The sequence below is a fragment of the Alicyclobacillus sp. ALC3 genome (assembly GCF_028751195.1).
Classification (GTDB): Bacteria; Bacillota; Bacilli; order Alicyclobacillales; family Alicyclobacillaceae; genus Alicyclobacillus_L.
This window is the reverse complement of the sequence record NZ_CP066784.1, coordinates 4,034,923-4,060,410: the sequence shown is the minus strand read 5'-3', so window position 1 is coordinate 4,060,410 and position 25,488 is coordinate 4,034,923. Positions and strand designations below refer to the sequence as shown.

Below are 25,488 nucleotides of genomic sequence, written 5' to 3'. Positions count from 1 at the left end.
AGCGTCACTCCATCTTCAGGACGGCCATGAACGCTTCTTGCGGCACTTCCACGTTGCCGACCTGTTTCATCCGCTTCTTGCCCTCTTTCTGCTTTTCAAGGAGTTTACGCTTGCGCGAAATGTCGCCGCCGTAACACTTTGCCAACACATTCTTGCGCATCGCCCGGATGGTTTCCCGCGCAATCACACGATTGCCAATCGAGGCCTGCACGGGCACTTCAAACATCTGCCGTGGAATCAGGTCCTTCAGCTTTTCACAGAGAATTCTCCCACGGTTGTACGCCTTGTCTCGGTGCACAATAAACGACAGAGCATCAACAATTTCACCGTTGAGAAGAATGTCCATCTTCACAAGGTACGACTCGTGGTACCCGATGAGTTCATAGTCGAGCGACGCATAGCCCTTTGTAGAAGACTTCAATCGGTCAAAAAAGTCATAGACGATTTCTGAAAGCGGCAGTTCGTACACCAGGGTGACGCGTGTTCCATCCAGGTACTGAAGGTCCTTGTAGTTACCGCGTTTTTCTTGGCAAAGCTCCATCACAGCGCCCACGTAGTCATTGGGTACGATGATCGACGCCTTTACATACGGTTCTTCGACCCGTTCAATGCGGTCGGGTGACGGCATGTTGCTCGGATTGTCGATCTCGATCATCTGTCCGTCCGTCTGATACACGTGGTAAATTACACTCGGCGCCGTCGTAATGAGGGTTAGGTCGTACTCCCGCTCGAGTCGCTCCTGTACTATTTCCATGTGCAACATGCCAAGGAATCCACAGCGGAAGCCAAATCCAAGCGCGTTCGACGTCTCTGGCTCATATGTGAGCGCAGCGTCGTTCAATTCCAACTTCTCAAGCGCGTCGCGCAGGTCGTGGTATTCATTGCTATCCACCGGGTACAGTCCGCAGAAGACCATCGGGTTGGCTTTGCGGTATCCAGGCAGCGGCATGGCGGCTGGGTGCACGGCATCGGTAATGGTGTCGCCGACGCGCGCGTCTCGAACATTCTTGATACTGGCTGCCAAGTACCCAACCTCACCAGCTGCCAAGCTGCCAACAGGCGTCATTCGCGGTGAGAAGACCCCCACTTCGATGACTTCGAACTGCGCACCAGTCGCCATCATCCGCACCTTCATGCCCGGTTTGACTTCACCGTTGACCACGCGCAGGTATGTGATTACGCCGCGGTACGGGTCGTAGTGAGAGTCAAAGATGAGTGCCTGCAGCGGTGCGGCGATGTCACCTGTCGGAGGCGGCACCTTGACCACAATTTGTTCAAGAATCTCCTCGATGCCGATACCGGATTTGGCGGAGGCCAGTACGGCCTCGCTGGCGTCGAGGCCAATGATGTCTTCAATCTCTTGCTTCACACGCTCGGGCTCAGCGCTAGGCAAGTCAATTTTGTTAATGACAGGTAAAATCTCAAGGTCGTTGTCGAGCGCCAAGTAGACGTTCGCGAGCGTCTGTGCCTCAATCCCCTGGGCTGCGTCGACGACGAGTAGAGCTCCTTCACAGGCCGCGAGACTGCGCGACACTTCATAGGTAAAATCGACATGACCTGGGGTGTCGATCAGGTTCAGTTCATACGTTTCGCCGTCCGAAGCCTTGTAATTCAGTCGGACTGCCTGCAATTTGATCGTAATTCCCCGCTCGCGCTCGAGGTCCATTTGGTCGAGCAACTGTTCCTGCATTTCACGCTCCGAAACAGTACCCGTGAACTCTAAGATCCGGTCAGCCAAGGTGGACTTACCGTGATCAATATGGGCGATGATGGAGAAGTTTCGAATCTTCTGTTGCCGTTCCTGCACCGCCGCTTGTCCTCCCTGTGGGCAGATCAGCCCGTGTGTATCACCTGTTACTGGTGAACTAGACACGCCGCTGGGGCGCGCCCCCTTCATGAAACATGCCGCGCACAGGGCGCGGCTGCCGAAGTCTGTTGCGATTTATTATAACATTCCCGCCGGAGTTCCGAAAAGACCGTCCAAGCGCTCAGTTTTGTTCAAGAAAAAGAGCCTTCACAAAACTAGCCAGGACGTGTCCAAATGCAGCCTGGACGCGGTCCCCGACGACCACACCGCCGCTGTCGACAACTCCCATGAGCGGGCTGTGCATGTGGTCTACCTGATTGTTCAGCTGGTTGATGACACTCTGTCCTGTCGTCTGATTACCGCCGGTCCACGCGGATTCTCCTGTCGACGCAGGCAAACTATTGCCGGGCCCAGTACTCGTCGTGTTCGAAGACGTGGCTGTGCCGGTACTCCCCTGTGGGGGCGCAGTGACCGTTGAACTCGTCCGGGTCAGAGACGACTGTCCACCGCTTTGCCCCACGCTGCTTTGCGCAGCGGAAGGCGTGACGCCAACTATCTGCGTGTTCGACGACAAGTTGGACAGTGTAGCGATACTAGCCGCCAGCAGCGAAAACGCAGCAGTGCCGCCGCCCAATAAGATGCCAAGAAACAAGAACATGGCCAGACCATGTTTGAGCCCATGTCGAATCTGCTTTGTCAGCGAATCTTCGTTGGTTGTCATCTTCCCATCATCCCCCTTGCCAACAGCACCTTGTGCCTTCGAGGGATGTATATGAAACAGGCTGCTAGATTAGCACTCTAGCAGCCTGTGGAACGAAATAGTAGGCATGCCCTGACGGATGACCTCATTTCAGTTGACTCGCATTCGTACGACGACGGGTGCCGCCGACTTAATGGGTCACAGCGTCAGCATCATCAGGCGTCATACCCGTGTGCAGGGCCAGGTTCAGCCCTTTGGCCACAACATGTGCGATATCTTCAATAAACTCATCGATTTCCTTCGGCGTGACAACTAAATTATCACCAAGCGGTTCAAGCACTTCGTGAATCATCTGCCACTTTTCCTGGGCGCTGAACTGGTCGAAAATTTGGCTAGCCCCATTTTCAGGAACAGACGATTTAAGTTGGTTGAGCAACCGGTCGATGCTGTCGTTCGCGATTGTCGAAGCGTCCACAACTGTTGGGACACCGACAGCAATGACAGGTACACCCAGCGACTCCTCGTCGAGGGCCTTGCGCTTGTTGCCTACGCCGGCTCCTGGCTGAATCCCGGTGTTCGCGACCTGAATCGTCGCATTGACACGTGACAGCGACCGTGAAGCCAGAGCATCTACAGCAATCACTAAGTCGGGTTTGACGTGCTCGACAATCCCCTTAACGACTTCACTGGTTTCAATGCCGGTGATGCCAAGCACTCCTGGGGCTACAGCACTGACAGTGCGATAACCCTCACCGATTGCCTCTGGCATGTACTGAAAGAGGTGACGGGTGACAAAAACCCGCTCAACCACGAGCGGTCCGAGCGCGTCTGGCGTGACGTGGGAGTTACCAAGCCCGACGATCAGGACGGAAGCATCTGCCGGCACGTCGATGAGTGTCGCAAACTCCTTCGCCAACTGCATGGCGACACTGTCCTGAAGTTCCGGATCACGGCGGCGAATGCCGGGTGCATCCACCGTGATGTAGGTGCCAACCGGCTTTCCAATCGCCATTGCCCCGCTAGCGGTCTTGACGTTTACGCGGGTGACTTGAAAGTCGTCGTAATCGGAGCTGGATTCCTCTACGCCAACGAGGCTGTGCTTTTCGCCGCGAGCGAGTTCGTGAGCTTCAATCGCCAGGTCTGTTCGAGGGCTAAATCCGGTTACCGGCATCACCGGACCGCGTGCCACTTCGGAGTTGGATGAATCGTGACTGGAACGTGTCATAGCCGGGACTCCTCCTTCTGCCACAGTTGCGGCTGCAGCAAGCAATGTGATATAGTCGATTCTGTCTGCAAGAAGGGATGTCAAGGAGGTGAGACTGTGCCGAATATTAAATCCGCGGAAAAACGCGTCCGTACGACCGCGAAGAGGTCGTTGCGGAATGCCTCCTTGCGTTCGGCGTTGCGTACAACGTTGAAGAAATTTGAGACCAGCTTGGCTCAGAACGATGTGGAGCATGCGCGAGTTGCCTTGGGTATTGCGACTCGGGCTTTGGACAAGGCAGCGACCAAAGGTGTCATCCACCGGAACACTGCCAGTCGGAAAAAGTCGCGTTTGACTCGTCGCTTTAACACTCTGAACGTTGCAAAGTAAATCGAGTGTAAATTCCCCCTCAGTCCTGAGGGGGAATTTTTTGTTCCGCAACTAATGTCTGTTCCGCCACTTCGATCAACTTTTGCACCATCGACCCGCCAATTTCACCACCAAGAGCTCCTGCCTGACGTGTGGTCATGTCTCCGCCATCGCCTCGCGGCAGTTGCACTTGCTTTTGGTCTACAACGCGGTCTTTCATCGAGTCCAATGCAGCTCTTGCCTCCGGTATAAGCAGCCTGTGCCTGCGTGCCATGACAGCTTCACCGCCTCGTGTACAGGATGATGAACCCAGAGCCACCCACACAGCTTGCACCTCACCCGTGCCGATTACTGTACCCGAACAAGCCCTGTTTCACGCGTGTATCCGTCGCCCAGGTCCTCGTACGCTCGCAAAAACCAACACCAACCACTCCAGCGTTTGTCGTGGTTCGCGGCGGCCAGTTTTCAAAGCCCATTCCGCATCAGCAACCAGCAGCAACATGTCTTCGGCTACTTGAAGAGACAACCGCTCACCCTGTTCACTTGCCACTTTCAGCGCATAAGGGTGAACTCCGAGGCGGGCAGCCGTGTCCCGCTGTGCTTCACGCTTAGCGGCTCCTTCCTTGGCGCGAGCGACCAGTCGCCACTGTCGGGCGAGCAGTGCCAGGATGGCAAATATGTCGTTGCCAGCCAACAGCAGGTCATCGAGTCTTCCGATAGCTTCGTCTGCACGGCCGCGAAGTACGAGGTCAATCCACGCAAAGATGTTGTCTTCAGGGAGTGCCGTCACAACTTCCGCAACGTCCTCCATCGTCACCGTCCGCCCCCCAGCGTAGGTGGCGACCTTTTCCAGGTCCGAGACAGCCATCGACAGAGTTCCACTCCTCTTGTACAAATCTGTAAGCACCCCAGCGCTGACTGAGATTTTGCGCCCTGCAATCAGGTCCTTGAGGATTTTCTCCGCAGCGGCCTCGTTCGGCGTGTTACAATCCACAACAGTCGCATGACCACGTACAGTCTTCACGAGCTTTTTTCGTTCGTCGAGCTTTTCGCCATAGGCAGTAACGACCAATACGTGGCCAGGCATCGGATTCACGATGTACTCCTCGAGAACTGCTGTATCTGCTTTGTCTTGCTTCGCTTTCGTGCTCGACAGCAACGCAGTGCAGTTGTCGAGTACTTCCACAGACGCGGAAGCAAATAAGGACACCGTCTGGCAGCCTGCAACTGCCGGTTGGCATCCTTCATCCTCGAACGAATGGTGGTTAATATCCACCGCCGCACTATCATCGCCGCCAAGTTGCCGGGCAACGGCCGCTATAAATGATTTCATGAGATAAGGTTCGGTCCCAAATAGAACATACACAGGGGCGGCTCCATGCCGCCCCACAGCCTCACGCGCACTGATGTAATCCGCCATCTCGTACTGCGCCACCCTTGACACGACTTTTCCAGCAGACGAAAATCACAGGTGTACGACATCCCCAGACTTGTCAGCGATCAGTCTAATCCCGCCGAGTTCCCACAGGTGTTCAACTTTTGTGGCCTCTTTCGCCAGTCCTGCGACCACGCCTCGTACAGGAATCCCAAACGCGTCGCCGACCCCAACCTCCGGTCCAAGCGAAGCCAGCGTGCCTTTCGACTTGTACTCAAAGCCTTTCAGCGGCTGTCCATGCATCAACGCGGTTACGTTGTCCGCGATTAGCTTACCCATCTGTGATGCAGTCTGGGCGGTTGGGGGCACTGGCTTCCCATGTTCATCTTGGAACCCGGCACTGTCCCCACCGACAAAGATGTGGTCATCGTCAACGGACTGCAGATATGCGTTGACCTGGGCCTTACCGCGCCGATCTACGGTAAATCCCGACTCCGCCAGAATAGGGTTCGCCCGCACGCCCCCAGTCCAAATGATCGTGCCCGCTTGCACTGGTTCATCGCCTTCTACGTAGACGGCGCCCGCTTCCACCTTGACAATTTTGGTGTTCGTGCGCAACTTCGCCCCGCGCTCACTCAGTGTCAACTTGGCAACTTCGCGCAGGTCAGGCGAGACTTGGGGCAGAATGTTCGGCATCGCCTCGATGTTCTGCACGTCGACAAGATGCCGGTCAATCCCGAGTTCGACACACAATTTAGGAACCCAGTCCAACAACTCGCCCACGAGTTCGATCCCGGTTAAACCCGCGCCCCCGACTGCAATCCGTAAGTGTGTCAAATCGCGGTCCTGAAGGTAGCTTTTGAACTCATTCTCAATGTGTTGGCGGATGTGTGCTGCGGCATCGACACTCGACAACTGCAGGCTGTGTTCAGCGAGCCCAGGAATCCCGAAGTACTCGGGTACCCAGCCGAGTGCAATGACCAAATACTCGTACTCATAGGTCCCGGATTTACCGGTGACTGTGCGCGCTCCGCGGTCAATCGACGTCACTTCGTCGACCACGAGTTGTGATGTCTGTTTATGAAAAACCTTTTCAATTGGAACCGTGTAATCAGTCGGGTTGCCCCGCCCCCCGGCCGCCTCGTGCAGCAGAGTCGTGAAGTAGTGGTACGGTTTTTTGTTGACCATCGTAAAAGGCGCGGACAGGCGCTCCAGTCGGGTCGCAGTCAGCATCCCAGCATAGCCCGCTCCAAGAATTAAGATGTTGTGCTTCATTGCTGATTCGCCCTCTCCCGGTTGAAAAGTTCAGGTGTGCTTACAATACGCGTAAAGGGTCTTGCACATCCCGGTTTCACAACCTGAAAATTGTACCAAGACCAAACAGATTTATTGTATCACAATTTCCGTGCGTGTTCCCGGCTTAGCGGACGAATGTGCGTTTGACCGCTCGTTTGCAAACGCCGCTTGCGCCGCTCTGAAGCTGTGAGTAAAACAAGTCCAGCCAACACGTAAAGACCTGTCGCAACAAAGTCCGAGTTCGACAGCGACGGCGTCGAAATTAACGCCCCTGGCCACGCGGCAACCGTGTTAGCCAGCCATGATACTGCCGACAACATGCCGTAAGTCACTGAGGCGAGTGGAGCTGCACAAGCCACCAACGGCGCCGCCACCGACAGCAAAGCCGCTACGCCAATGTAGAGAGCCGCCAGCGGGAGCAGTAAGGTGAGGAGAGGCTCGGCGATGACGTTTGTCAGCATGGCGTAGGGCGTGATCTGTTGGAACAGCGTCAAGGTCAACGGGAACAGCGCGAGTTCAATTGCGACGGATGTCGCCACTGTTGTCAACGAGCGCACCGTCAGTACTCTCACCATTCTCTTTAACCGTCCTGTGCCAAGACGACGAGATGCCTTAATGAACGAGTGTTCAAGGACAAGCGCTAGTGCTCCCGTGGCGACGAACGACAAAAGGAAGCTGGCGGAAGTCACTTGGCTTGGCCAAATCACGGCCTGGACTACGGCTGTCGCAGCCAATCCGTCCAACGTTCGGACGCGCCGAGAGAGCATTTGAGCAGTGTGCCGGTACGATGCCAGGATAGCTGCTCGGGTAAGTGATGGCGCAGTCCCGCACAACAGCGCAAATCCCCAATTGAACGCGACGAGCAAGAGTGCCCAAATCACCGCAGGCAGGCGGAGTTTGTTCCAGATTGGTCGAAAGATGCGCACGAACGCTTGCTCCACCAACATCAAATTCGCCCCACTCGCCGCCAACACGTGCAAAAGTCCAGCTTTTAAAAACGCCTGCTTCTCGCTCGCAGCGACGTTTTCCCCACCAAACACAACGCTCGAGAGAAGGACTTGCTGTTCTGCCGTGCCGTAAGGGAGACTCGCCACACTTTTTGCCAACCGACCGCGCACACGCGTCACCAGAGTGTTGGGAGGCATCGCTGACGTTTCCAGGTGGCCTTCAAACTCGTAGAAAATCCCCCCCTGTGCCAACTCCTTGCGCAGGGGCACCCCCTTATTCGTCGTCACCGGCGGAAACACTAGAACTCCAGACGCGGTCACGTCTTCTCCAGCACTGAGGTGCGCTAACTCGCCAGTCGGGGCCCACGCGGTCCAGTCCACCTTGACCTGAGTGCGAGTGACTTGTCCGGTTCGCTGAACGCGGTCGATGAACAGTTCGTACATCCGCCCTCCAGCGACGTCCTTTGCGCTTTGCACACTGCCCTCGACGATGACCGGTTGGCCAACCAAGGCGTCAATACGTACTGGGTCTTGGACCGCCTGCCACACGCCGTACGCGACGCCCACTGCCGCAACGCCACTGCCGATCACAATCCACTTCAGCGCTGAACGGACAGTCCTCTGTCGAAACTTGCCAACCGCTCGTCCGAACCCAGCAATTACTGCTAACAGGCTGAGCCCCAACACCAATGCGGCGGCGATTCGTGTCCCCGTATTAGTCTGGAGTGAAAATCCGAAGCCGATAGCATAAACGACCAGGCAGGCCTCTGTCTGTCTGGCCCGCCAAACTGTCAGGATGCGGCTCCCTGTCCGGCATCGATCGTGATCTGAGTCTGTTGAATATGCGTGTTGCTGAAATGCTGTGGGTCAAACCACGCGTCCTGCTGCGAACCCCAGGTCGTGTCGACCGGGATCCACTGGCCTGATGACGGCAGATAAACCTTGTTCCAAGCGTGTGATCCGTATTGGCCTGGTGTGCCGCCTAGTCCTTCGTCGATTTGCACAGTGAGCCCGACGCTGTGCGCTAAATCCGCGTACAAGAGCGCATAGTCTGCGCACACTCCCGTACCCGTCTCAAGTGTCTGCAGCGGTGACTGCTGTTCCCACTTACCGTACTTGACGTACGCGTAATACTTCTGCCAGTCGTACCGTATGTGGTGAATTTCCCACTCGTACAGCGCGTACGCTTTCGCCTTTGCTGTCGGTTGATTGCCGGCAATCTGCTTGGCAAGAGTGGCAATCTGTTTTGGCACAACCAAAATCCCGCGTTCCTTACCAACGCCCGTTGGAACCACGAAAAGGTTGATGTTTTTGGTCAGCGGTGCCAGTGCCCCACGAGCGTACACCGGCAATTCGCTGGTCAGAAGGGGGCGCAGCACGGGCTCAAAGGCGCGGGTCCGCATCACTTGGTAAGGCGGCGACTGTTTTGCCATCGCTGCGATTGCTGGTACTGACACATATTGCAGCAGCAAAAACACCAGCCCTCCAAAAATGAGCGCGTGGGCGACGCCGGCAACCGCCCCCAGCCCCGCACCGAGTAATCGGCTTCGCCCAATTGGACCGGGAATGGCTCGCGGCAGAAGCGCGGTAAAGCCATATAACAGCCGGTGCAAAAGTCCTGATACCAACAGGTAGACGATGACAAACGCGATAGCCCTGGCAATGCCTGGTGCCTGTTGCCACCACTGCAGTACCTGCACCGCAAACTGCGGCCAGTGGGTGGTTTTCACGTGTGCAGCATAGGCTGAGAGGCGTGAACTACCGACCCAGGCGGCCCAAATGGCGACCGCGCTGACAGCCAGAGAAATCAGTTCTGCGACAAGGTGTCCGGTTTCAAGAGCAAAGCCGCGTACAGCCCCGTAGCCAACAGACCACAGTATGATTACGACAATCGCGACCGTCAGCCAGTTTACATGCATCTGCCACCCTCCCCCCATAAAATTGCGAGGCGCCCGTCGAATTTGTGTCGGACTGCGCCAAGTCACCGAGCATTTCGGCACGGCGCGCAACACTGTCACCATTCTATACGAGTTCTCTCAACCGATCTTCGACGCAACGTACAAATAGGGCGCAATGCGGCTCAAAATCCCCTGCCCAATGCCGCTCACGTTTGTTAAGTCGGACACATTCGCAAATGGACCGTGTTGTGTGCGATACGTGATGATCGCGGACGCTCGAGCCGGCCCAATCCCCGGCAGCGTTTCCAGCGTGGCGAGGTCCGCCGTATTCAGGTCAACCCGATTTGTTGTGCTGCTCCCCGATGGTGTCGACGGTCCGCTCGGCGAAGCAGGGGAACCCGCACCGACAGGTCCTCTCGACGTATCAGGACCTTGTGAAAGGACAGGACCAGAGATGACCACCTCTGCCCCGTCCGTCAATTGGGAGGCAGCATTTACATTATCGGCGTCAGCAGCGTGCAGATAACCCCCCGCAGCTTTGACAGCGTCCTTAACTCGTGCGTCAAACGGCAGGGTGTAAACGCCAGGGTGTTTCACGTCGCCGTGAACATCCACTTCAATCACGTTCATGACCGTACTCGTGCTACTCGTTGCGTTGTCGACCACATGGCCGCTCTGACCCACCGCTGAAACAGGCACTGCGCGATGTGTGACAACGTGACTCGGACCAATGGATAGAAAGAACAAGGCGCAAACTCCACCACCAAGGAAAAAGGCAAGCGTAAGACCGCCCCACCGACGGAACTGAGGGCGTGCAACTCTGTGTTGCAACACCTCCTCAGTGATTGGCAACCAATCGTCGAGCCCTGTCGGTTCTGTCAACAAACCGTTGCAGCCTTCTGGCGACTCATCTTGCATGTACTGGCCACCTCCTGAGCGGCATTCCTACCACAGAAACGCGACACCTGAACGCAGGTCTAAATCAACAGATTCTCCTTTCTGCACGCGCTCCCCTGTTCGAAAGAGGATCAGTTTGAGATGACTTTGGAGATGACATCCTACACCCCGGTGGGGTAAGATAAACAAACCAGTAGATGGAGGGGAATCGTGTGCTGACGCCAAGCATGGAGGACTACCTGGAGAAAATTTACGAACTGATGCACGAAAAGGGCTATGCACGCGTATCGGATATCGCGTCTTCTTTGGAGGTTCAACCCTCGTCTGTCACAAAAATGATTCAGAAGCTCGACGATAACCAGTACGTCACGTACGAGAAGTACCGCGGCATCATCTTGACGTCACGGGGTCAACGGCTCGGAAAGCAAATGAAAGAACGCCATCGCATGCTGGCAGATTTTCTGCGCATGCTTGGCGTCGGAGAAGAAACGATTACCCGCGATGTAGAAGGCATCGAGCATCACGTCAGTCCCAAAACACTCGATACCCTGCAATCGCTGGTTCTGTTCTTTGAAAGTCACGAAGACTGCCGTACGCAGTTTGAGGAATTTTGCCAAGAGCGTAGGTCGGGCGGCAGCTCTGCGACTGACAACGTATGAACGTCCGTCCGGCCTAGCGCCTCCGACTACTAGCGACGTGTCAAAGAACCTCGTACTCGATTGTCTTGGCATCGCCCCACAGCCGTTCCAAATGGTAAAACTCACGGTCCTCCGCTCGAAAGACGTGAACAACCACATCACCAAAGTCAAGCAGCACCCATCGCGCTTCACTGAGCCCTTCGACACCTCGGCAGGAAACTCCTGACTCTTCGAGTTTGTCGCGCACCGCGTTAGCGACCGCCTCTATTTGCGTACCGGAGTTCGCCGAGCAGATCACGAAGTAGTCTGCAATCGGTGTCAACTCGTGGATATCCAAAACTACGATGTTGCTGGCCTTTTTATCTGCAGCGGCTTGTGCAGCTAATCGTGCAATGTGGTCGATCGACTCGATCATTCACGAACCTCCCTGGTCAGTTCCCAAAATTCATTCCGTGCCATTACTGTCAGCGGGAAAATAGGTTCTCGCTTCAGTAAAAGATATTGGATTGTCGAATCAAACGACATGGCGAGCGCCAAATTGAGGTCAGTTAGAGCTGCCGCGCGAATGTCATTGACCCCCGGGTAGTCACGTCCTCGCTCAATCGCGTCAGCGAGACAGACCACCTTTTCGAGCACAGACATGCCGACGCGACCCGTTGTGTGGTACCGAATGGCGTCCGCTACAGCATCTGACACACCGAACCACTCATTTGCCAAACCGGCGGCGATGGGTCCATGCAAGAGGGCTGGGATAAGCGCAAAACCGCTCGGCATTTCCACTCGCAGGGCGGCTTGCAACAGTCGCTCACGCGGCCACTCGCGCGCGATGTCATGGACCCACGCGGCGAGCCGCGCCGCTTGAACGTTAGCACCAAAGCGACGTGCTAGCTCTGTGGTAGCGTCGACCACACCTTGTGTGTGTGCAAACCGGGCTTCTGACAGTTCCGCCCGGACTCGCTCGGCGACCTCTTTCTCTTCCAAGTGTGCCGCCTCTCCCTATTGTCTCGCGTGACTCTGAGACCGCCAGCACACCAATACGGGTTCTGGCACCAGTCCACACAAAGACAAATTTTGGTCAAACCTTGCTCTCAACCAACTCGAAGACACGTCGAGAATCGGCATTTCGACTGCCTGCACCTGAATACCCGGTAGTTGCTGGCGAACCGTGTCGAGCGTGGACGCGAGCGGATGGGTACTTCGTGCTGCGACGAGAAACGGGATGGTCCGTGCGAGTTCTTGTGCCCGTTCCCAAGTCGGCAGTTGTGCAAGACTGTCTCCACCGAGTAAAAATAGAAAACGCGTATCTGGATGGAGAGCTTGCAACGCCAACACGGTATCCACTGTGAAGGATGGCCGCGGCAGGTCAGCTTCAAACGTCGACACTGTGAGTCTGTCGTAGCCCTCCACCAATGCTTGGCAGAGTTTTACCCGCACAGCAAACGGCAGAGACTGTTCCTCTTTATGCGGAGGTGCTGGCGAAGGCAACAGACAAACGCGCGATGCTCGGGTCTGCTCAAGTGCAAGTTGTGCCATTGCCAAGTGGCCAACGTGCGGCGGGTCAAACGTACCGCCAAACAGAACTACTAGGCGCTCATCACGCTGCACGACCGAATATCCCCCATTTCATCGCCCCCAGTATACCACAGCTAGGCGTTCGCCCTGCGCTGTGCCAGCGCCTGTTCCGCCGCCTGACGCATCACGGCCTGCGGTGCTGCCAGTCCCGTCCACAGCCGAAACGAAGCCGCTCCTTGTCCCACAAGCATGCCAAGTCCGTCAACGGGCGTTGCACCGCCGGAACGCGCCAACCGCAGGAAGTGCGTTTCCAGCGGCGCGTAGACCAGGTCCTGGACCACTTGACCTGTTTTGAAACAATCGGCGTCTTGGACCGGAGAACCATCTTCATGCGGCCACATGCCAAGAGATGTCGTGTTCACGGCGAGGTCGCACGCAGAAATCACTTCACCGCGCGCCTGCCAGTCGTGAATGTCAATTGTCAGACGGTCAGCGAATTGACGTGCGATAGCTTCTGCTTTGCCCACATCTCGCACCACGATGTCCACCTTGCAGTCTGGCTTGTACAGCGACAGGGCGGTCAGCACCGCGCGCGATGCGCCTCCGGCCCCGAGTACAGCAGCGCGTTCCCAATGCATCGGTAGAACTGGCGACACACTCCCCCACCAGCCCTCGATGTCCGTGTTATGTGCGTGGATAGACCCGTCTTCCAAAAACCACAAGGTATTCGCTGCCCCCGCCAGTTCCGCTTCTTTCGATGTCGAGTCGGTTACCTCTAAAACAGCCTGCTTGTGTGGAATGGTCACGTTTACTCCGGCCGCACCCAGCGCTCGCAAGCCGTTCACAGCCTCTGTGAGGGATTCGGCTGGTACGTGAAAGGCCAGGTAGACAGCATCCAAGTTTTGCGCAGTGAACGCCGCATTCATCATAGCCGGGGATACACTGTGCATGACGGGGTCACCCATAACACCAAACCACCGTTTGCCCATCACGGCCCACCTCCCTCAACGCCTGCTGAGTTCGCCCACTAAACGAGGGCGCGTAGTCACCTGCAGCCCTTCAGGTGCATGGAGCACCCCTTCAAACGGACCACCGAACAAGCTGACCCAGCCAAGACCGGCGAGGACGATGTCGCTGCCATTCGCGCTCACGTGTAGTGTCTTGTTGTCACGAGGTGCCTGGGTGGTGATGCGGTATTGCGTCCAACCGGTCAACTTGCGGCGGCAGGTTGCACACGGCGTCACCAAGATGTCCTCAGCGTGATCGCGGTAAAAGCTATCGGCTCGAACCAACTTGGTTCGGTGTATCACCAGGTCATTGCTGACATAGCAGACCAGCGGCTGGTGTGGGCCGGAGTTGAAATCGAGACGGGCAAAACCGCCGAGAAACAGGGTCTGTTCGCTGTCGAGTTGAAAAACTCGCGGCCGCAGTCGCAGCGCAGGTACAGCCTGCTCTAGGCAGTCTTTGCAGAGATGGTCAGTCGCCCTGGTCCCGTTGATCAAACCTGGCGTATCAATCAGCACATGCGAACGCCCACCGTCGCTATCTAGCACGACCGCTGCAACACCGAGGGTAGTCCCCGGCATGCGCGAGGTAGTGAATACAGGCTGGACACGAGCAGCTTTCGTCAACTGGTTCAACAGCGTCGACTTCCCCACGTTGGCCATTCCGACAACGCAGATGGTCCCATCCGGTCCCTTGTCAAACAGGGTTTTCATCAATTGCTCGATGCCCCACCCGCTGACGCCACTGACCGGTACAATGTCTGCAACCGACGTGCCGCGCTCCTCTACCGCGCGACGAACCCAGCGTACCAGAGCTGCGGGATTGACGTCTTCTGGCAATACGTCTACTTTGTTCAGCGCGACAACAACGCGCTGCTCGTCGATCAGTTCTGGAAGAATCGGTACGAGTGACCCTTCGAGATCAAATACGTCGAGTACGTACAACACCGTGTCCGAGTCAAACAAGACGTTTCGAACCACTCGCTCGTAATCTTCCGGCGTCAAGCTCACCGGAGTAAAGTCTCCGTAATGGGCAATCCGGTAACAGCGCCGGCACACCGGGTGTTCACGTGTGCGCGCGCTCTCAGGGACATACCCGGGAGCATCCGGCGCAGAACTCTGAAGCGGTGCCCCGCATCCTTGACAAACAGTGTCCATATTGATTTACCGCCCTTCCCGTCTACGCTCTGGCACCTGCAGTCCGCGCGCCTGCAGGCGCTTCATGGCGAACCGTTCGACCTGTCGCACAATCCGTGTACCCCACCACTCGCGAGGGTGAAGCGGCAACACTAGCACAGTGTAAAGTCCACTGCGATTGCCACCGCGCACGTCCGTGAACAGCTGATCGCCAACCATCACAGTTTCGCTCGGCGCAACCTCAAGCAGTGCCATGGCCTGCGAAAACGCGGCAGGTTTCGGCTTTTTCGCACCGGAGAGCGCAGGTACGCCAACTCGGTCGGCAAATTCCATCACCCGCTGACCCTTGTTGTTGGACACGATGCACACGCGAAATCCGCGTACACGGGCCTTCTCGAGTAAGTCCGTGAGGGCGTTTGGCACCAGCGGGGTATTCCATGGCACAAGCGTGTTGTCTAGGTCAGTGAGAATTGCGCGTTTGCCGCTGTGCCACAGCCTGTCCAAGTCGAGGTCGTAGACAGAGGCGATGTACTCGTTCGGTGTCAATTCGAGCATCCAGTTTCCCATGTCTTCCTCCAGACTGACGAATCCGTGCATAGTACATGTGCGACTTACTCTATCATACCTGCGCCGAGGCTCGCAAAATCAAAGGGCTGGCCTGTTGAGTTCGGCCCCGGCTTTCGGCACCTCGACTCAGCGATAACGCTGTTCTGGGGCGTCATCGCGGGTAAGATGCCCGTTTTCAGGCTCATAACGCGCTCCCAAGGCGTTAGTCCCGAAAATGATACGCCCTGGGCTCGTTGTTGTGCTCATTCACCGGCTGCGTCGCCCGACCGCATTTGTTCGTACAACTTGTTCAGCGCTTTGCGCTCAATTCTCGACACATACGACCGCGAGATCCCTAGTTCGGTCGCAATCTCTCGTTGGGTCATCTCTTCCCCCGCCGGCAGTCCGAAGCGCTTGCAAATCACCTCTCGTTCGCGCTCACCAAGGTATGGGAGGCTTTGATACACCTTCTGTTTTTCCCACGTCAGGTCGACCTGATCGATTACGTCGTCCGGGTCAGACCCGAGCAAATCGACCAAGGTCAGTTCGTTCCCGTCCTTGTCTGTGCCAATCGGGTCCTGCAGCGAAGTGTCGCGACGGTGCTTCTTTGTGCGCCGGAGGTACATTAAAATTTCGTTTTCAATGCAGCGGGCAGCGAACGTCGCGAGCTTGGTGTTGCGGTTGCTGCGGTAGTTCTCGACCGCCTTGATGAGCCCAATCGTCCCAATCGAGATGAGGTCTTCGCTGTCTTCACCAGACCCCTCAAATTTCTTGACCAAGTGAGCCACCAGCCGCAAGTTGTGTTCGACAAGCCGATTGCGCGCCTTTGTGTCGCCCGAGCGCATCCGCTCGATACAATTCGCCTCCTCCTCTGCGCTCAACGGCTGTGGAAAGGCACTACTTTTGACGTAGGAGACGAAGACCGAGACGTCCTTCAGTGCAAGTGCGAGAAAAGTCAACAGTCCTGGCATCTGGTCACCTCCGTCAAGGTCGCTGTTGTTACCCTATGACGGAGCGAGCTGAAAACTGCGTGTACGAGGTGAGGACAGCCTGCGTGATTTGCTTTGCCGCACGATGTCCACGACCCGATGACGTATCTCCGATATAGACACAAAACGCAATTTGTGGAGACTCAGCCGGAGCCAGTCCCACAATCCACGCGTTGACACGACCGTCCGGCAGTTCCGCAGTACCGGTTTTGACCGCCGGGTGAGCTAGCGAAGACGCCAGCCAGTGCGCAGTGCCAGTCGGCAACGTCACGGCGAGTCGCATCGCATAGCGCACCTGTGCGGCAGTCGCAGCACTGACGGCACGCCAACGCCGACCGCTGTCGTAAACGCGGACCACTTCGCCGCCGCGCTCCAGGTCTGCGACGAGTTGTGCCGGGCCGGCGATGCCGCCGCGTCCTAAGGTAGCCGCGAGGTTCGCGCCAGCGAGTGGCGAGATGCGCACATCCTCTTGCCCGATTGCGGTATTGGCCAACAGTCCCGCGTCAGTTCCAACACGTCGAAACACCACGCCTGGTTCCGTCTGAGCTATAACTGGCGCGCCGCTCTTTGTCTGTAGACCGTATTGTGTCAAGCCGTAGCGCTCCGCCATCCGTTGCAGAGCGTGCCGACCAACAGCAATGCCGACCTCTGCGAACGCTGCGTCACAAGACTGCGCAAACGCCTGTACCAACGTTTCCCGACCGTGGACGGTCCAGCACTGCATCCTCACGCCCGGATGAACGACGTGACCAACGCAGGTGAAAGCCGACTGCAAGTGAAACCGATACGATTCCAGCGCTGCAGACAACGTCACAATTTTGAACACCGATCCTGGTGTCTGCGCTTTGAGGGCTACGTTTGTCGTCGGTTTTCTCCCCCTGCTCGCGAGGGCGAGGATACGGTTTGACCGGACATCGAGCACAACAACGGCCCCTTCGTGCACACCGGATGCCGCAAGTGCAGTGTCGGCAGCGCGCTGCCAGGCGTGATCGATCGTTGTACGCGCGTCAGCGCCGCGCTTCGCCTGGATCAGTCGAACCTGACCCGTCACCGCCCCACCTGCGTTTTCAAACCACCCTGCATAGCCAGGCCGAGCACCACTCAAGGCATCGTCGAACGTGGCTTCCAAGCCAGACCGCCCTTGTTCTTGCACGGACTTCGGCCCGGGCCAGCGGTCTGGCAAACCAACAGTGCCGACCACTGTGCTCTGCAACTTTGTAGTGGCTCGCCGTTCGTCGTGCAGTGCAACTCGAACAGAGTGCATGTTGTCACCTGTGAGCCGTTTAGACTGCCAAGAGCCTGTCCACGGCTCACCGCTCGCGTAGAGAATGCGCCCGCGCGCATCTTCGGTTTGGACAAGTTGCAAGTGTTCGAGTTCCGCCGCCACCTGAGGTTTTGACTGCCAACGGGCGTCTGTAGGGCGATGAATGAACTCTGGGTAGGCCGACAATACAAAGAGCCGTCCGGTGAGGACGGCAAAGCAAAGGAAAAATCCGGTGACACACCACGATAGTCGACGGCGCATAGTCGTAGTCTGGCAGGCGCGCGAAAACATTATACATGCCACAATGGGAACAGCAGACGCAGCGACCTAATCCTCTGGAAACACCGTGTGTCTCCGATTCCGGCGCGCATCGAGATAGGTTTGCAGAAGCAGCGTGGCGGCCACCGCATCAACCACTTGACGGCGCTTTTTGCGGCTGACGTCCGCCCCAATCAACATCCGCTCGGCCTGGACCGTCGTCAACCGCTCGTCAAACAACTCAACCGGCAGTCTGGATTCCGTCTCCAGAAGTTGCGCAAAACGCCGACACTGTTTGGCACGCTCACCTAGCTCACCGCTCAACAGTTTGGGCAGCCCGACAACGATGAGCCCCGCGTCATGCTCACGCGCAATGCGCGCTACATCTGAACAGGCCAGCTTGTCGGAGCTTCGTTTCACCACCGTTAGCCCTTGCGCGAGAAACTCTGTCTCATCGGAAAGTGCGAGTCCAATGCGCGCGAGGCCGTAGTCAACGGCGAGAATCCGCATCTTTGGTGTACTCCGCGTAAGCGCGGACCAACTCCTCAATGAGATCGTCACGCTCGATGCGCCGAATCGTGTTGCGCGCATCTAAATGACTCGTGATGTATGCCGGGTCACCCGAAATCAAATACCCCGCGATCTGATAAATTGGGTTATACCCTTTCTCCACCAGTGCCCGATAAGCCACTTGAAAGGCCTGTCGGGCGTCCGTGTTCTCTGATTTCGACTCGAAGCGCATCGTCTTGTCGAACCCTTCCCCCATCATTGCCACCTCATTCCAAAGCTGCGGGTGTGACGCTCTGACTACCCTGGTGTCGTCTCTCACCCCGCCCACTGGGCATGCGCCCATTTTGGCGTACGCCCAAACCCCAAATCTTTAACTTACTTCTCTGCGCCACTGCTGCTTTCCTGCGGACGCAACCACTTGCCTACTACAATGTCGGCCACCTTCGCAATGGCCTCCGGCAGCTTCGCCGCGTCTCGACCACCGGCCTGAGCCAAATCTGGACGCCCACCGCCACCTCCGCCAGTGACTGCAGCAACTTCCTTAACCAACTGCCCTGCGTGTAGCCCCTGCTTCTGGAGGTCGCTTGACACCGCTGCAACGAGTGTCACCTTGTCGTTCGTCGCACTGCCGAGAACCAACACGTAGGACTGGAGTTTTACACGCAGCTCGTCAGTCAACTGGCGCAGGGCATCAGCGTCGGCATCTTCTATAATCGCGGCAAGCATAGGAATCCCGACGGTTGTCTCCACTTGCTCCAGTAGTTCTACCGCTTTTGCGTGCAGCAGGCGGCCACGGGCAGATTCCAGGTCGCGTTCGAGTTGCCGCATGTCGTCTAACAGACGTTCAATTCGACCGACCAGTTCTTCGGCAGAAGCAGTTTTCAGCAGACTGGCAGCGGACTTCATCATGTTCTCTCGCTCTAGCACGTGCTCGTACGCAAATCGGCCCGTGACGGCCTCGATGCGTCGCACACCGGACCCAATTCCGGTCTCCGAGACAATTTGGAACAAGCCGATTACACCGGTTCTCGGGACGTGACAGCCGCCGCACAGCTCGACACTGTAGTCTCCCGCCTGAACGACGCGTACAGTTTGACCGTACTTTTCACCAAACAGTGCCATGGCGCCTTTGGCCTTGGCGTCATCTATATCCATTTCCTCAGTGACCACCGGGTAGTCTCTCCAAACCGCGTCGTTGACGCGTCTCTCCACTTCACGCAACTCGACCTCCGAGAGCGGACCAAAGTGTGAGAAGTCAAAGCGCAGCCGCTCCGGCTCAACCAACGACCCTGCTTGCGCCACGTGCGTTCCAAGCACTTCGCGCAGTGCTTTGTGCAACAAGTGCGTCGCCGTGTGGTTTTTAATGGTGTCCCGGCGAGCAGACTCGTTCACAGCTGCCATCACGGTGTCGCCCTGAACGAGCGTACCTTCCGTCACTGTGACGTGATGCGAGTTTTGACCATGAGGCGCCTTCTTCACGTCAGTCACCTCGACAGTGGTACTTGGTTCGGTCAGTTGCCCGCTGTCCCCCACCTGTCCACCGCTCTCAGCGTAAAACGGCGTCACATCCAGAATGGCCTGTCCGCTCTCTCCGGCATTCAACTGAGCTACCTGTTCACCGTCGCGAAACAGCGCGAGGATGCGGCTCTCGGTGCGCAGTGTGTCATAGCCAACAAACCTGCTTGCGTCCGTAAAGGATTCGAGCTGTCCGCGCGACACGTTCATTCCCTCCGCGACGTGACGTGCGCTGCGCGCTCTTGTGCGCTGCGCTTCAAGTTCATTCGCAAAGGCCTCGCGATCTATGGCGACGCCACGCTCCGCAGCGATTTCTTCGGTCAGGTCGATTGGAAAGCCAAACGTGTCGTAGAGTTTGAACGCGTCCGCCCCGGACAGCAGGCTGCCGCCACTGGCGAGCACAGCGTCGAGTGCCGCTCCGAGGAGAGCCTCGCCTTCTGCCAAAGTCTCATGGAACCGCTCCTCCTCGGTGCGCACCACGCGACGGATAAAGTCCAGTTTCTCACGCACCTCCGGGTAGTCCGCGCCCATGACGTCAGCGACTGTTGTCGCCAATTCGTTCAAAAACGGGCGCTCAATGCCGAGTTTGCGACCGCTGCGAATGGCTCGACGCAAGAGGCGGCGAATGATGTAGCCGCGTCCTTCGTTACTCGGCAACACACCGTCGCCGATAGCAAACGCCACGGTGCGGATGTGGTCCGCAATGATTTTGAAGTGAACATCAGCGCTTGCGTCACCCCCGTACGGCCGGTGCGCAATTTGTGCTGTGTGGTCGATCATCGGCCGGAACAAATCCGTCTCAAAATTGTTCGGGACATCCTGAAGAATCGATGCCACCCGTTCAAGCCCCATACCCGTGTCAATGTTCTTCTTTGGCAGTTCCGTGCGCGACCCGTCTTTTTCGTGGTTGTACTGGGTGAACACGAGGTTCCAGACCTCGAGAAACCGGTCGCAGTCGCATCCAGGCTTGCAGTCTTCTGTGCCGCACCCAAACTCCGCCCCACGGTCGTAGAAGATCTCGGAACAAGGCCCGCACGGCCCTTCACCGATGTCCCAAAAGTTATCTTCGTCGCCGCGGACAATGCGGTCTTCTGGCACTCCGACAACGTCGTGCCAAATGTGCCAGGCCTCGTCATCTGTGTAGTGCACCGTTGCCGAGAGGCGTTCTGAATCAAGCTCGAGGTCGTGCGTCAAAAACTCCCACGCCCACGGGATGACTTCCGCCTTGAAGTAGTCGCCAAACGAGAAGTTTCCGAGCATCTCGAAAAACGTCTGGTGTCTGGCCGTGTGGCCGACGTTCTCTATGTCGTTGGTGCGAATGCACTTTTGCGAACTGACAATGCGAGGCCGCTCCGGGACCTCCCGACCGTCGAAATACGGTTTAAGCGGAGCCATCCCAGCGTTGATCCAGAGCAGCGACGGGTCGTTGTGCGGCACCAGACTTGCACTCGGAAACACCAGGTGCCCTCGGTCCGCGAAAAACTGCTTGTACATTCTTCGAATCTCTTGTCCAGATAGGCTCTTCACAACAAATTCTCCTCTCAATCAAGTTCCCCTGACACAAAGCGCGCCGTGTCACGCTACGGTGCAAAAACGCAGAAACGTCCCCTCATCCCGGCCAGGGACGAGAGGACGATGCACACTCGCGGTACCACCCTGATTACAGCGCGCCACCCACAACGGGGCATCTCCGCACTGTCACTCATGATGCGCGATAACGGGCGCTCCCGTCGCTGTTCAGCGCACTCAGGACTGGCTTCAGCGGACGCGTTCCGGAACCTCTTTCAGCTCGTGAGGCCCTCTCTGCGCGGATGAGCGTGCGCCTACTTATTTCCCTCATCGCAATACTCTATAAGTGCCGCCATTGTACGAGAGCAAAGTCCGTTTGTCAAACGGACTGTTGTTACTCAATCGGTGCTTTAATCTCGCGGACGTTCTGCCAGACAACCTTCAGTACAGCGAGGACAGGAACAGCGACGAGCAACCCCAACATTCCTCCAACTTCGCCACCGATGAGCAGCGCCGCAACAATCGCCATCGGATGCAGTTTCAGTGACCGGCCCATAATCTGCGGCGACAGCAGATTCCCTTCAGCTTGTTGCACGATGACGATGACGATGAGTACCTTTAAAGCCATCTGCGGACTCATCGCGAACGCCAGCAAAACTGCCGGCGCAGCACCGATGACTGGGCCAATGTAGGGAATCAGGTCAGAGAGCGCGAGAAAAAGCGCCAACAACAACGCGTACGGCATGCGGACCACAAGCAGCCCAGCGTAGGTTAAAACGCCCACCGCCAACATAACCAGCAGTTGCCCACGAACGTAACTTCCGAGCGTTTCGTCAATCCCTCGCAGGGTCCTCGTCACATCGTCACGATACCGCTCAGGTGACAGCTTGACGATGCCGCGTCCAATCGCCTTCGCGTCCTTCAACATGTAAAAGGCGAGAAACGGGATCGTAAAGGCTATGAACAGAACGTTAATCGTGCCGCTGAGCATGGTGAGCGCACCAGCGGCGTACTGCGTCAGGTGCTGCTCTGACTGTTGCAGCGACGATTCAATCCCTTTACGCACCGCTTCCGGCAAGTACTGTTTGCGGCGTGTCAGCTCGTCGAGCCAGTGGTCTGCCTGAGCGATGAGTGCGGGCAAGTGCTGCCCGAGTTGCGCAATTTGCCGATTGATCATCGGAATGGCGTTGAGCACTGCGACGACCATAGACAAGATGAACGCGCAGTAAATCACGATAATCGCGACACCTCTAGGCACCCTTCGCGCCGTCAGAAGGTTGACGAGCGGTTCAAGCAAATAGGTTATGATCAACGCGACGAGGAAGGGGATTACGAGCGCCCGCAGAATTCCCCAAATGTCGTAAATGAAACCGCGAATTTGCCCGAAGAGATAAATGCACAAAAGAACTGCCAGCACCGTCAGAACGACTCGCAGGGTTCTGCTGGACACGTCCACTTTTCAACCCCCCTTCGGACAGAGTATATGCAGGAACAACGCCGGCTTGTCCGCTGCGTTCGCGTGTTCGCAACTTGCGCGACGAAGCAAGCCTTCCGTATACTTTTGCTATGATGTCCAACCCGGTGGCGAATCAAAAGGGGGAATTGGGTAGTGGCTTACCTTGCCGTTGCGATCGGAGGGTTCATCGGAGCATGTCTTCGCTTTCTGATTGGCGAATGGGTCGGTACTGTCAATGGCTTCCCCATCGCGACGCTGTGTATTAACATCGCCGGGTCCCTTTTCCTCGCCTGGTTCTACACAATTACACTGGAGCGCATCTCGATTCATCCGCACATCCGACTCGGCGTCGGTACCGGGCTCGTCGGAGCGTTTACGACTTTTTCGACGTTCAGCGTAGAAACATGGCAGCTTGTACATGCGAATATGCTTGCAGTAGCAGGCTTGTACGTGGGACTGTCGTTTGTTTTCGGCGTCGGCGCCGCTGGTCTTGGCTATTACATCGCCATGTGGCAGACCCGGTTGCGGTTTGAATCCGTAGGGTCTGATTCGCAACGATGACGGTTGTACGCTTTAGCAGGGGACGGGGGTACTGAGGATTGTCACTTTTGCTGGTAGGTGCCGGAGGGATTATTGGGGCACTGATGCGCTATGAATTGTCACGTCTCATTAGCGGCAGAATGACTGTCGCCTTTCCCATCGCAACGCTCTTTATCAACGTCTCCGGCGCGTTCTTGCTCGGTTTGTTCACCCGTTCAATGGCCGCATGGTTGCCACAGGTTCATACCTTCGTAATGCTGTTGCTCGGAGTAGGGATGTGTGGCGCATACACGACATTTTCCACCTTCTCCTACGAGTTGGTCATCCTAATGCGGGAGCGCCGTTACAGCGCCGCCGCTACCTACGCCGCTGCAAGTTTTTTGTTTGGACTAGCGGCTGCCGGAATCGGCTTGTATGGACTCTAAGCCGGTTCCACTAAAACAGGGACAGACTTCGTCAAAAGTCTCTCCCTGCATCTATCATCGTATCGGCGCCGGGTCACTGCCGCTAGATAATGCCTGTACTGACCTCTACCTCTCCAGGCATGTCCGCAACAGAAATTAATGAACCGTCTTCCGCAACTTCGTAGACCTTCACTTCTTCTCCAGTCACGGAGAACTCCATAAAGCATCCCCAGCAATAGAACTGGTTCGCTCCAATTTTACCGATATCTCGGCAGTTGCAGTGTGGGCATCTCATTCACTCTATCTCCTTTGCCAGCTGCAGAATCATATGACTGTCTTATTACATAGCCTGCCCAGCAGGCTGCTTCCATAAACTTCACGGGATAGCTTCAACCCATGTGATTGGCCCCATCCGTACCCACCGCCTGAGTGAAAACTTTGCACGGAACATCAGTCAAAGCGGCTAGTTCGTCTTCATCGTACTCCCCGCCCTAAAAATCGCGCAATGCAAATGCTGGAAGGACTCACGCAGAGAGACAACGTTCATTGGATCGTCATGATATCCGATTTGTCTGACGAAGCATCGCGACTTCATGCGACAAAATTTGCATTGCTCGACGAACTTCCGAGGTAGCTGTCTGACTTGAAAAACTGAACCGAACCGCGCACTTCACCGCTGACAAAGACTGCCCGCACGCCACGAGTACGTGACTCGGTTCCAGCGATCCGGCTGTACACGCTGCTCCGGCTGACGCTGCCACACCCGCCAAGTCGAGACGCATCAGCAGGCGTTCACTCAGAATGCCAGCGAACCGGACGTTGACGATGGCAGGTGAAGCGTCGTCCGGGGAGTTTACAACTACCTCCGGAATGGTCGCAAGTCCTGCGCGAAACACTGCGCGCAACTCTTTGAGGTGTCGCAGGTGACCTTCGAATTCAGAGCTCAGCCGGTCTGCGGCCTCGCCAAAGCCCACGATGCCAGCTGTGTTTTCCGTGCCAGCACGGCGCCTTTGTTCTTGGTTGCCACCGCGCAACACAGGTTGCCACGGTCGTCCCTTACGCACATAGAGTGCACCGACGCCTTTCGGACCGTGGAGTTTATGCGCGGAGATGGTTGCCAGGTCGACCTGCGTGTCCTCTAGGTAAAGTCTCACAACAGGCGCCGCCTGGACCATGTCGCTGTGGACAATCACGTTCGGATCGCGCTCGTGTATTGCCGCAGCGATCGCAGCCACGTCATTGACTGTTCCGAGCTCGTTGTTCACGTACATCACGGAGACCACTGCCGTCTTGTCAGTGACTGCGGCCAGTATGTCTTCAATCTCTACCCCGCCGTCAGGCCGTGGTGCGACGTAAGTCACCTTCGCCGCAAACGACTGTAACATTTCGCAAGGCTCGAGCACAGCGTGGTGTTCCACTGCGGTCGTCACGATTTCAGTCCGCCCTGCTTTTCGTGCCGCGAGCCAGGCGCCGACGAGCGCGCTCTCATTCGCCTCTGTCCCGCCGCTCGTGAATACAACTCGCTCTGGTGAGCAACCAAGCAGTCGAGCCACGCGCTCCCGTCCAATCTCCACCGCCCGACGGGCCTCGCGGCCAATGCTGTGGACACTGGATGGATTGCCAAAGTGCTCATCGAGAAACGGCAACATCGCCGTTCGCACCTGCGGCAAAAGCGGTGTCGTAGCCGCATTGTCTAAGTAGATCACGACAGTC

At 56.8% G+C, this 25,488-nt stretch carries 27 protein-coding genes; 4 read left to right on the top strand and 23 right to left on the bottom strand.

The window, feature by feature from the left end:
• Positions 1–4: 4 nt before the first annotated feature.
• The 3 genes from lepA to gpr form a co-directional block, all read right to left on the bottom strand.
• Positions 5–1,807, bottom strand: a complete 1,803-nt coding sequence (gene lepA, locus JC200_RS18705; RefSeq protein ID WP_274433226.1) for a translation elongation factor 4 — start codon at positions 1,805–1,807, stop codon at positions 5–7.
• Between the two features lie 181 nt (positions 1,808–1,988).
• Complete coding sequence (locus JC200_RS18700; RefSeq protein WP_274433224.1) at positions 1,989–2,528, bottom strand: hypothetical protein; 540 nt, start codon at positions 2,526–2,528, stop codon at positions 1,989–1,991.
• Positions 2,529–2,697: 169 nt separating this feature from the next.
• Entirely contained in the window at positions 2,698–3,732 is a 1,035-nt protein-coding gene (gene gpr / locus JC200_RS18695) for a GPR endopeptidase (protein ID WP_274433223.1), read from the bottom strand.
• Between the two features lie 96 nt (positions 3,733–3,828).
• On the opposite strand from gpr, the gene rpsT reads away from it, so the two are divergent.
• Positions 3,829–4,101, top strand: a complete 273-nt coding sequence (gene rpsT, locus JC200_RS18690; RefSeq protein ID WP_274433222.1) for a 30S ribosomal protein S20 — start codon at positions 3,829–3,831, stop codon at positions 4,099–4,101.
• 19 nt (positions 4,102–4,120) lie between these two features.
• On the opposite strand, the gene JC200_RS18685 is transcribed toward rpsT, so the two are convergent.
• The 6 genes from JC200_RS18685 to JC200_RS18660 form a co-directional block, all read right to left on the bottom strand.
• Positions 4,121–4,354, bottom strand: coding sequence for an alpha/beta-type small acid-soluble spore protein (locus JC200_RS18685; protein ID WP_274433221.1), 234 nt, complete (start codon positions 4,352–4,354; stop codon positions 4,121–4,123).
• Between the two features lie 99 nt (positions 4,355–4,453).
• On the bottom strand, positions 4,454–5,500 hold the full coding sequence (gene holA / locus JC200_RS18680; protein WP_274433220.1) for a DNA polymerase III subunit delta: 1,047 nt from the start codon (positions 5,498–5,500) through the stop codon (positions 4,454–4,456).
• 45 nt (positions 5,501–5,545) lie between these two features.
• Positions 5,546–6,730, bottom strand: coding sequence for an NAD(P)/FAD-dependent oxidoreductase (locus JC200_RS18675; RefSeq protein ID WP_274433218.1), 1,185 nt, complete (start codon positions 6,728–6,730; stop codon positions 5,546–5,548).
• A gap of 119 nt (positions 6,731–6,849) precedes the next feature.
• Positions 6,850–8,385: a ComEC/Rec2 family competence protein gene (locus tag JC200_RS18670; protein ID WP_274436595.1), complete on the bottom strand. Its 1,536-nt coding sequence runs from the start codon at positions 8,383–8,385 to the stop codon at positions 6,850–6,852.
• Positions 8,386–8,489: 104 nt separating this feature from the next.
• Positions 8,490–9,617 carry a transglutaminase domain-containing protein gene (locus JC200_RS18665; RefSeq protein ID WP_274433217.1) on the bottom strand — a complete coding sequence of 376 codons (1,128 nt, stop codon included), beginning with the start codon at positions 9,615–9,617 and terminating at the stop codon, positions 8,490–8,492.
• 117 nt (positions 9,618–9,734) lie between these two features.
• A complete protein-coding gene (locus tag JC200_RS18660) occupies positions 9,735–10,514 on the bottom strand; it encodes a ComEA family DNA-binding protein (protein WP_274433216.1) in 780 nt (259 codons plus the stop codon).
• A gap of 206 nt (positions 10,515–10,720) precedes the next feature.
• On the opposite strand from JC200_RS18660, the gene mntR reads away from it, so the two are divergent.
• Entirely contained in the window at positions 10,721–11,152 is a 432-nt protein-coding gene (gene mntR, locus JC200_RS18655) for a transcriptional regulator MntR (RefSeq protein WP_274436594.1), read from the top strand.
• A 40-nt stretch (positions 11,153–11,192) separates the two neighbouring features.
• Here the strand turns inward: mntR and rsfS are convergent, their stop codons facing one another.
• The 12 genes from rsfS to JC200_RS18595 all read right to left on the bottom strand — a co-directional run bounded on the left by rsfS (position 11,193) and on the right by JC200_RS18595 (position 22,831).
• Positions 11,193–11,546: a ribosome silencing factor gene (gene rsfS, locus JC200_RS18650; RefSeq protein WP_274433215.1), complete on the bottom strand. Its 354-nt coding sequence runs from the start codon at positions 11,544–11,546 to the stop codon at positions 11,193–11,195.
• The gene (gene yqeK / locus JC200_RS18645) at positions 11,543–12,112 is read right to left on the bottom strand and encodes a bis(5'-nucleosyl)-tetraphosphatase (symmetrical) YqeK (RefSeq protein WP_274433214.1); all 570 of its coding nucleotides are present in this window, start codon (positions 12,110–12,112) and stop codon (positions 11,543–11,545) included. Before yqeK ends, rsfS begins: the two co-directional genes overlap by 4 nt.
• Positions 12,113–12,127: 15 nt before the next feature.
• A complete protein-coding gene (gene nadD, locus JC200_RS18640) occupies positions 12,128–12,736 on the bottom strand; it encodes a nicotinate (nicotinamide) nucleotide adenylyltransferase (protein WP_274433213.1) in 609 nt (202 codons plus the stop codon).
• A 41-nt stretch (positions 12,737–12,777) separates the two neighbouring features.
• Positions 12,778–13,632, bottom strand: a complete 855-nt coding sequence (aroE, locus tag JC200_RS18635; RefSeq protein WP_274433212.1) for a shikimate dehydrogenase — start codon at positions 13,630–13,632, stop codon at positions 12,778–12,780.
• 15 nt (positions 13,633–13,647) lie between these two features.
• The gene (gene yqeH / locus JC200_RS18630; RefSeq protein WP_274433211.1) at positions 13,648–14,805 is read right to left on the bottom strand and encodes a ribosome biogenesis GTPase YqeH; all 1,158 of its coding nucleotides are present in this window, start codon (positions 14,803–14,805) and stop codon (positions 13,648–13,650) included.
• Between the two features lie 6 nt (positions 14,806–14,811).
• Entirely contained in the window at positions 14,812–15,351 is a 540-nt protein-coding gene (locus tag JC200_RS18625) for a YqeG family HAD IIIA-type phosphatase (RefSeq protein ID WP_274433210.1), read from the bottom strand.
• Positions 15,352–15,593: 242 nt separating this feature from the next.
• The gene (gene sigK, locus JC200_RS18620) at positions 15,594–16,301 is read right to left on the bottom strand and encodes an RNA polymerase sporulation sigma factor SigK (RefSeq protein ID WP_274433209.1); all 708 of its coding nucleotides are present in this window, start codon (positions 16,299–16,301) and stop codon (positions 15,594–15,596) included.
• 28 nt (positions 16,302–16,329) lie between these two features.
• Positions 16,330–17,769: a penicillin-binding transpeptidase domain-containing protein gene (locus JC200_RS18615; protein ID WP_274433208.1), complete on the bottom strand. Its 1,440-nt coding sequence runs from the start codon at positions 17,767–17,769 to the stop codon at positions 16,330–16,332.
• 141 nt (positions 17,770–17,910) lie between these two features.
• The gene (ruvX, locus tag JC200_RS18610; protein WP_274433207.1) at positions 17,911–18,351 is read right to left on the bottom strand and encodes a Holliday junction resolvase RuvX; all 441 of its coding nucleotides are present in this window, start codon (positions 18,349–18,351) and stop codon (positions 17,911–17,913) included.
• The gene (locus tag JC200_RS18605) at positions 18,332–18,607 is read right to left on the bottom strand and encodes an IreB family regulatory phosphoprotein (protein ID WP_443111836.1); all 276 of its coding nucleotides are present in this window, start codon (positions 18,605–18,607) and stop codon (positions 18,332–18,334) included. The genes ruvX and JC200_RS18605 overlap by 20 nt, the downstream gene beginning before the upstream one ends.
• Positions 18,608–18,726: 119 nt before the next feature.
• Positions 18,727–21,393, bottom strand: a complete 2,667-nt coding sequence (gene alaS / locus JC200_RS18600; protein WP_443111835.1) for an alanine--tRNA ligase — start codon at positions 21,391–21,393, stop codon at positions 18,727–18,729.
• Positions 21,394–21,769: 376 nt separating this feature from the next.
• Complete coding sequence (locus JC200_RS18595; protein ID WP_274433206.1) at positions 21,770–22,831, bottom strand: AI-2E family transporter; 1,062 nt, start codon at positions 22,829–22,831, stop codon at positions 21,770–21,772.
• A 153-nt stretch (positions 22,832–22,984) separates the two neighbouring features.
• Here JC200_RS18595 and JC200_RS18590 point away from each other — a divergent pair, with 153 nt between their 5' ends.
• Complete coding sequence (locus tag JC200_RS18590; RefSeq protein WP_274433205.1) at positions 22,985–23,392, top strand: fluoride efflux transporter FluC; 408 nt, start codon at positions 22,985–22,987, stop codon at positions 23,390–23,392.
• A 38-nt stretch (positions 23,393–23,430) separates the two neighbouring features.
• Positions 23,431–23,796, top strand: coding sequence for a fluoride efflux transporter CrcB (gene crcB, locus JC200_RS18585; protein WP_274433204.1), 366 nt, complete (start codon positions 23,431–23,433; stop codon positions 23,794–23,796).
• Positions 23,797–23,878: 82 nt separating this feature from the next.
• Here the strand turns inward: crcB and JC200_RS18580 are convergent, their stop codons facing one another.
• Entirely contained in the window at positions 23,879–24,070 is a 192-nt protein-coding gene (locus tag JC200_RS18580) for a hypothetical protein (RefSeq protein ID WP_274433203.1), read from the bottom strand.
• Positions 24,071–24,329: 259 nt separating this feature from the next.
• Positions 24,330–25,481: a cysteine desulfurase family protein gene (locus JC200_RS18575; protein WP_274433202.1), complete on the bottom strand. Its 1,152-nt coding sequence runs from the start codon at positions 25,479–25,481 to the stop codon at positions 24,330–24,332.
• Positions 25,482–25,488: the final 7 nt, after the last annotated feature.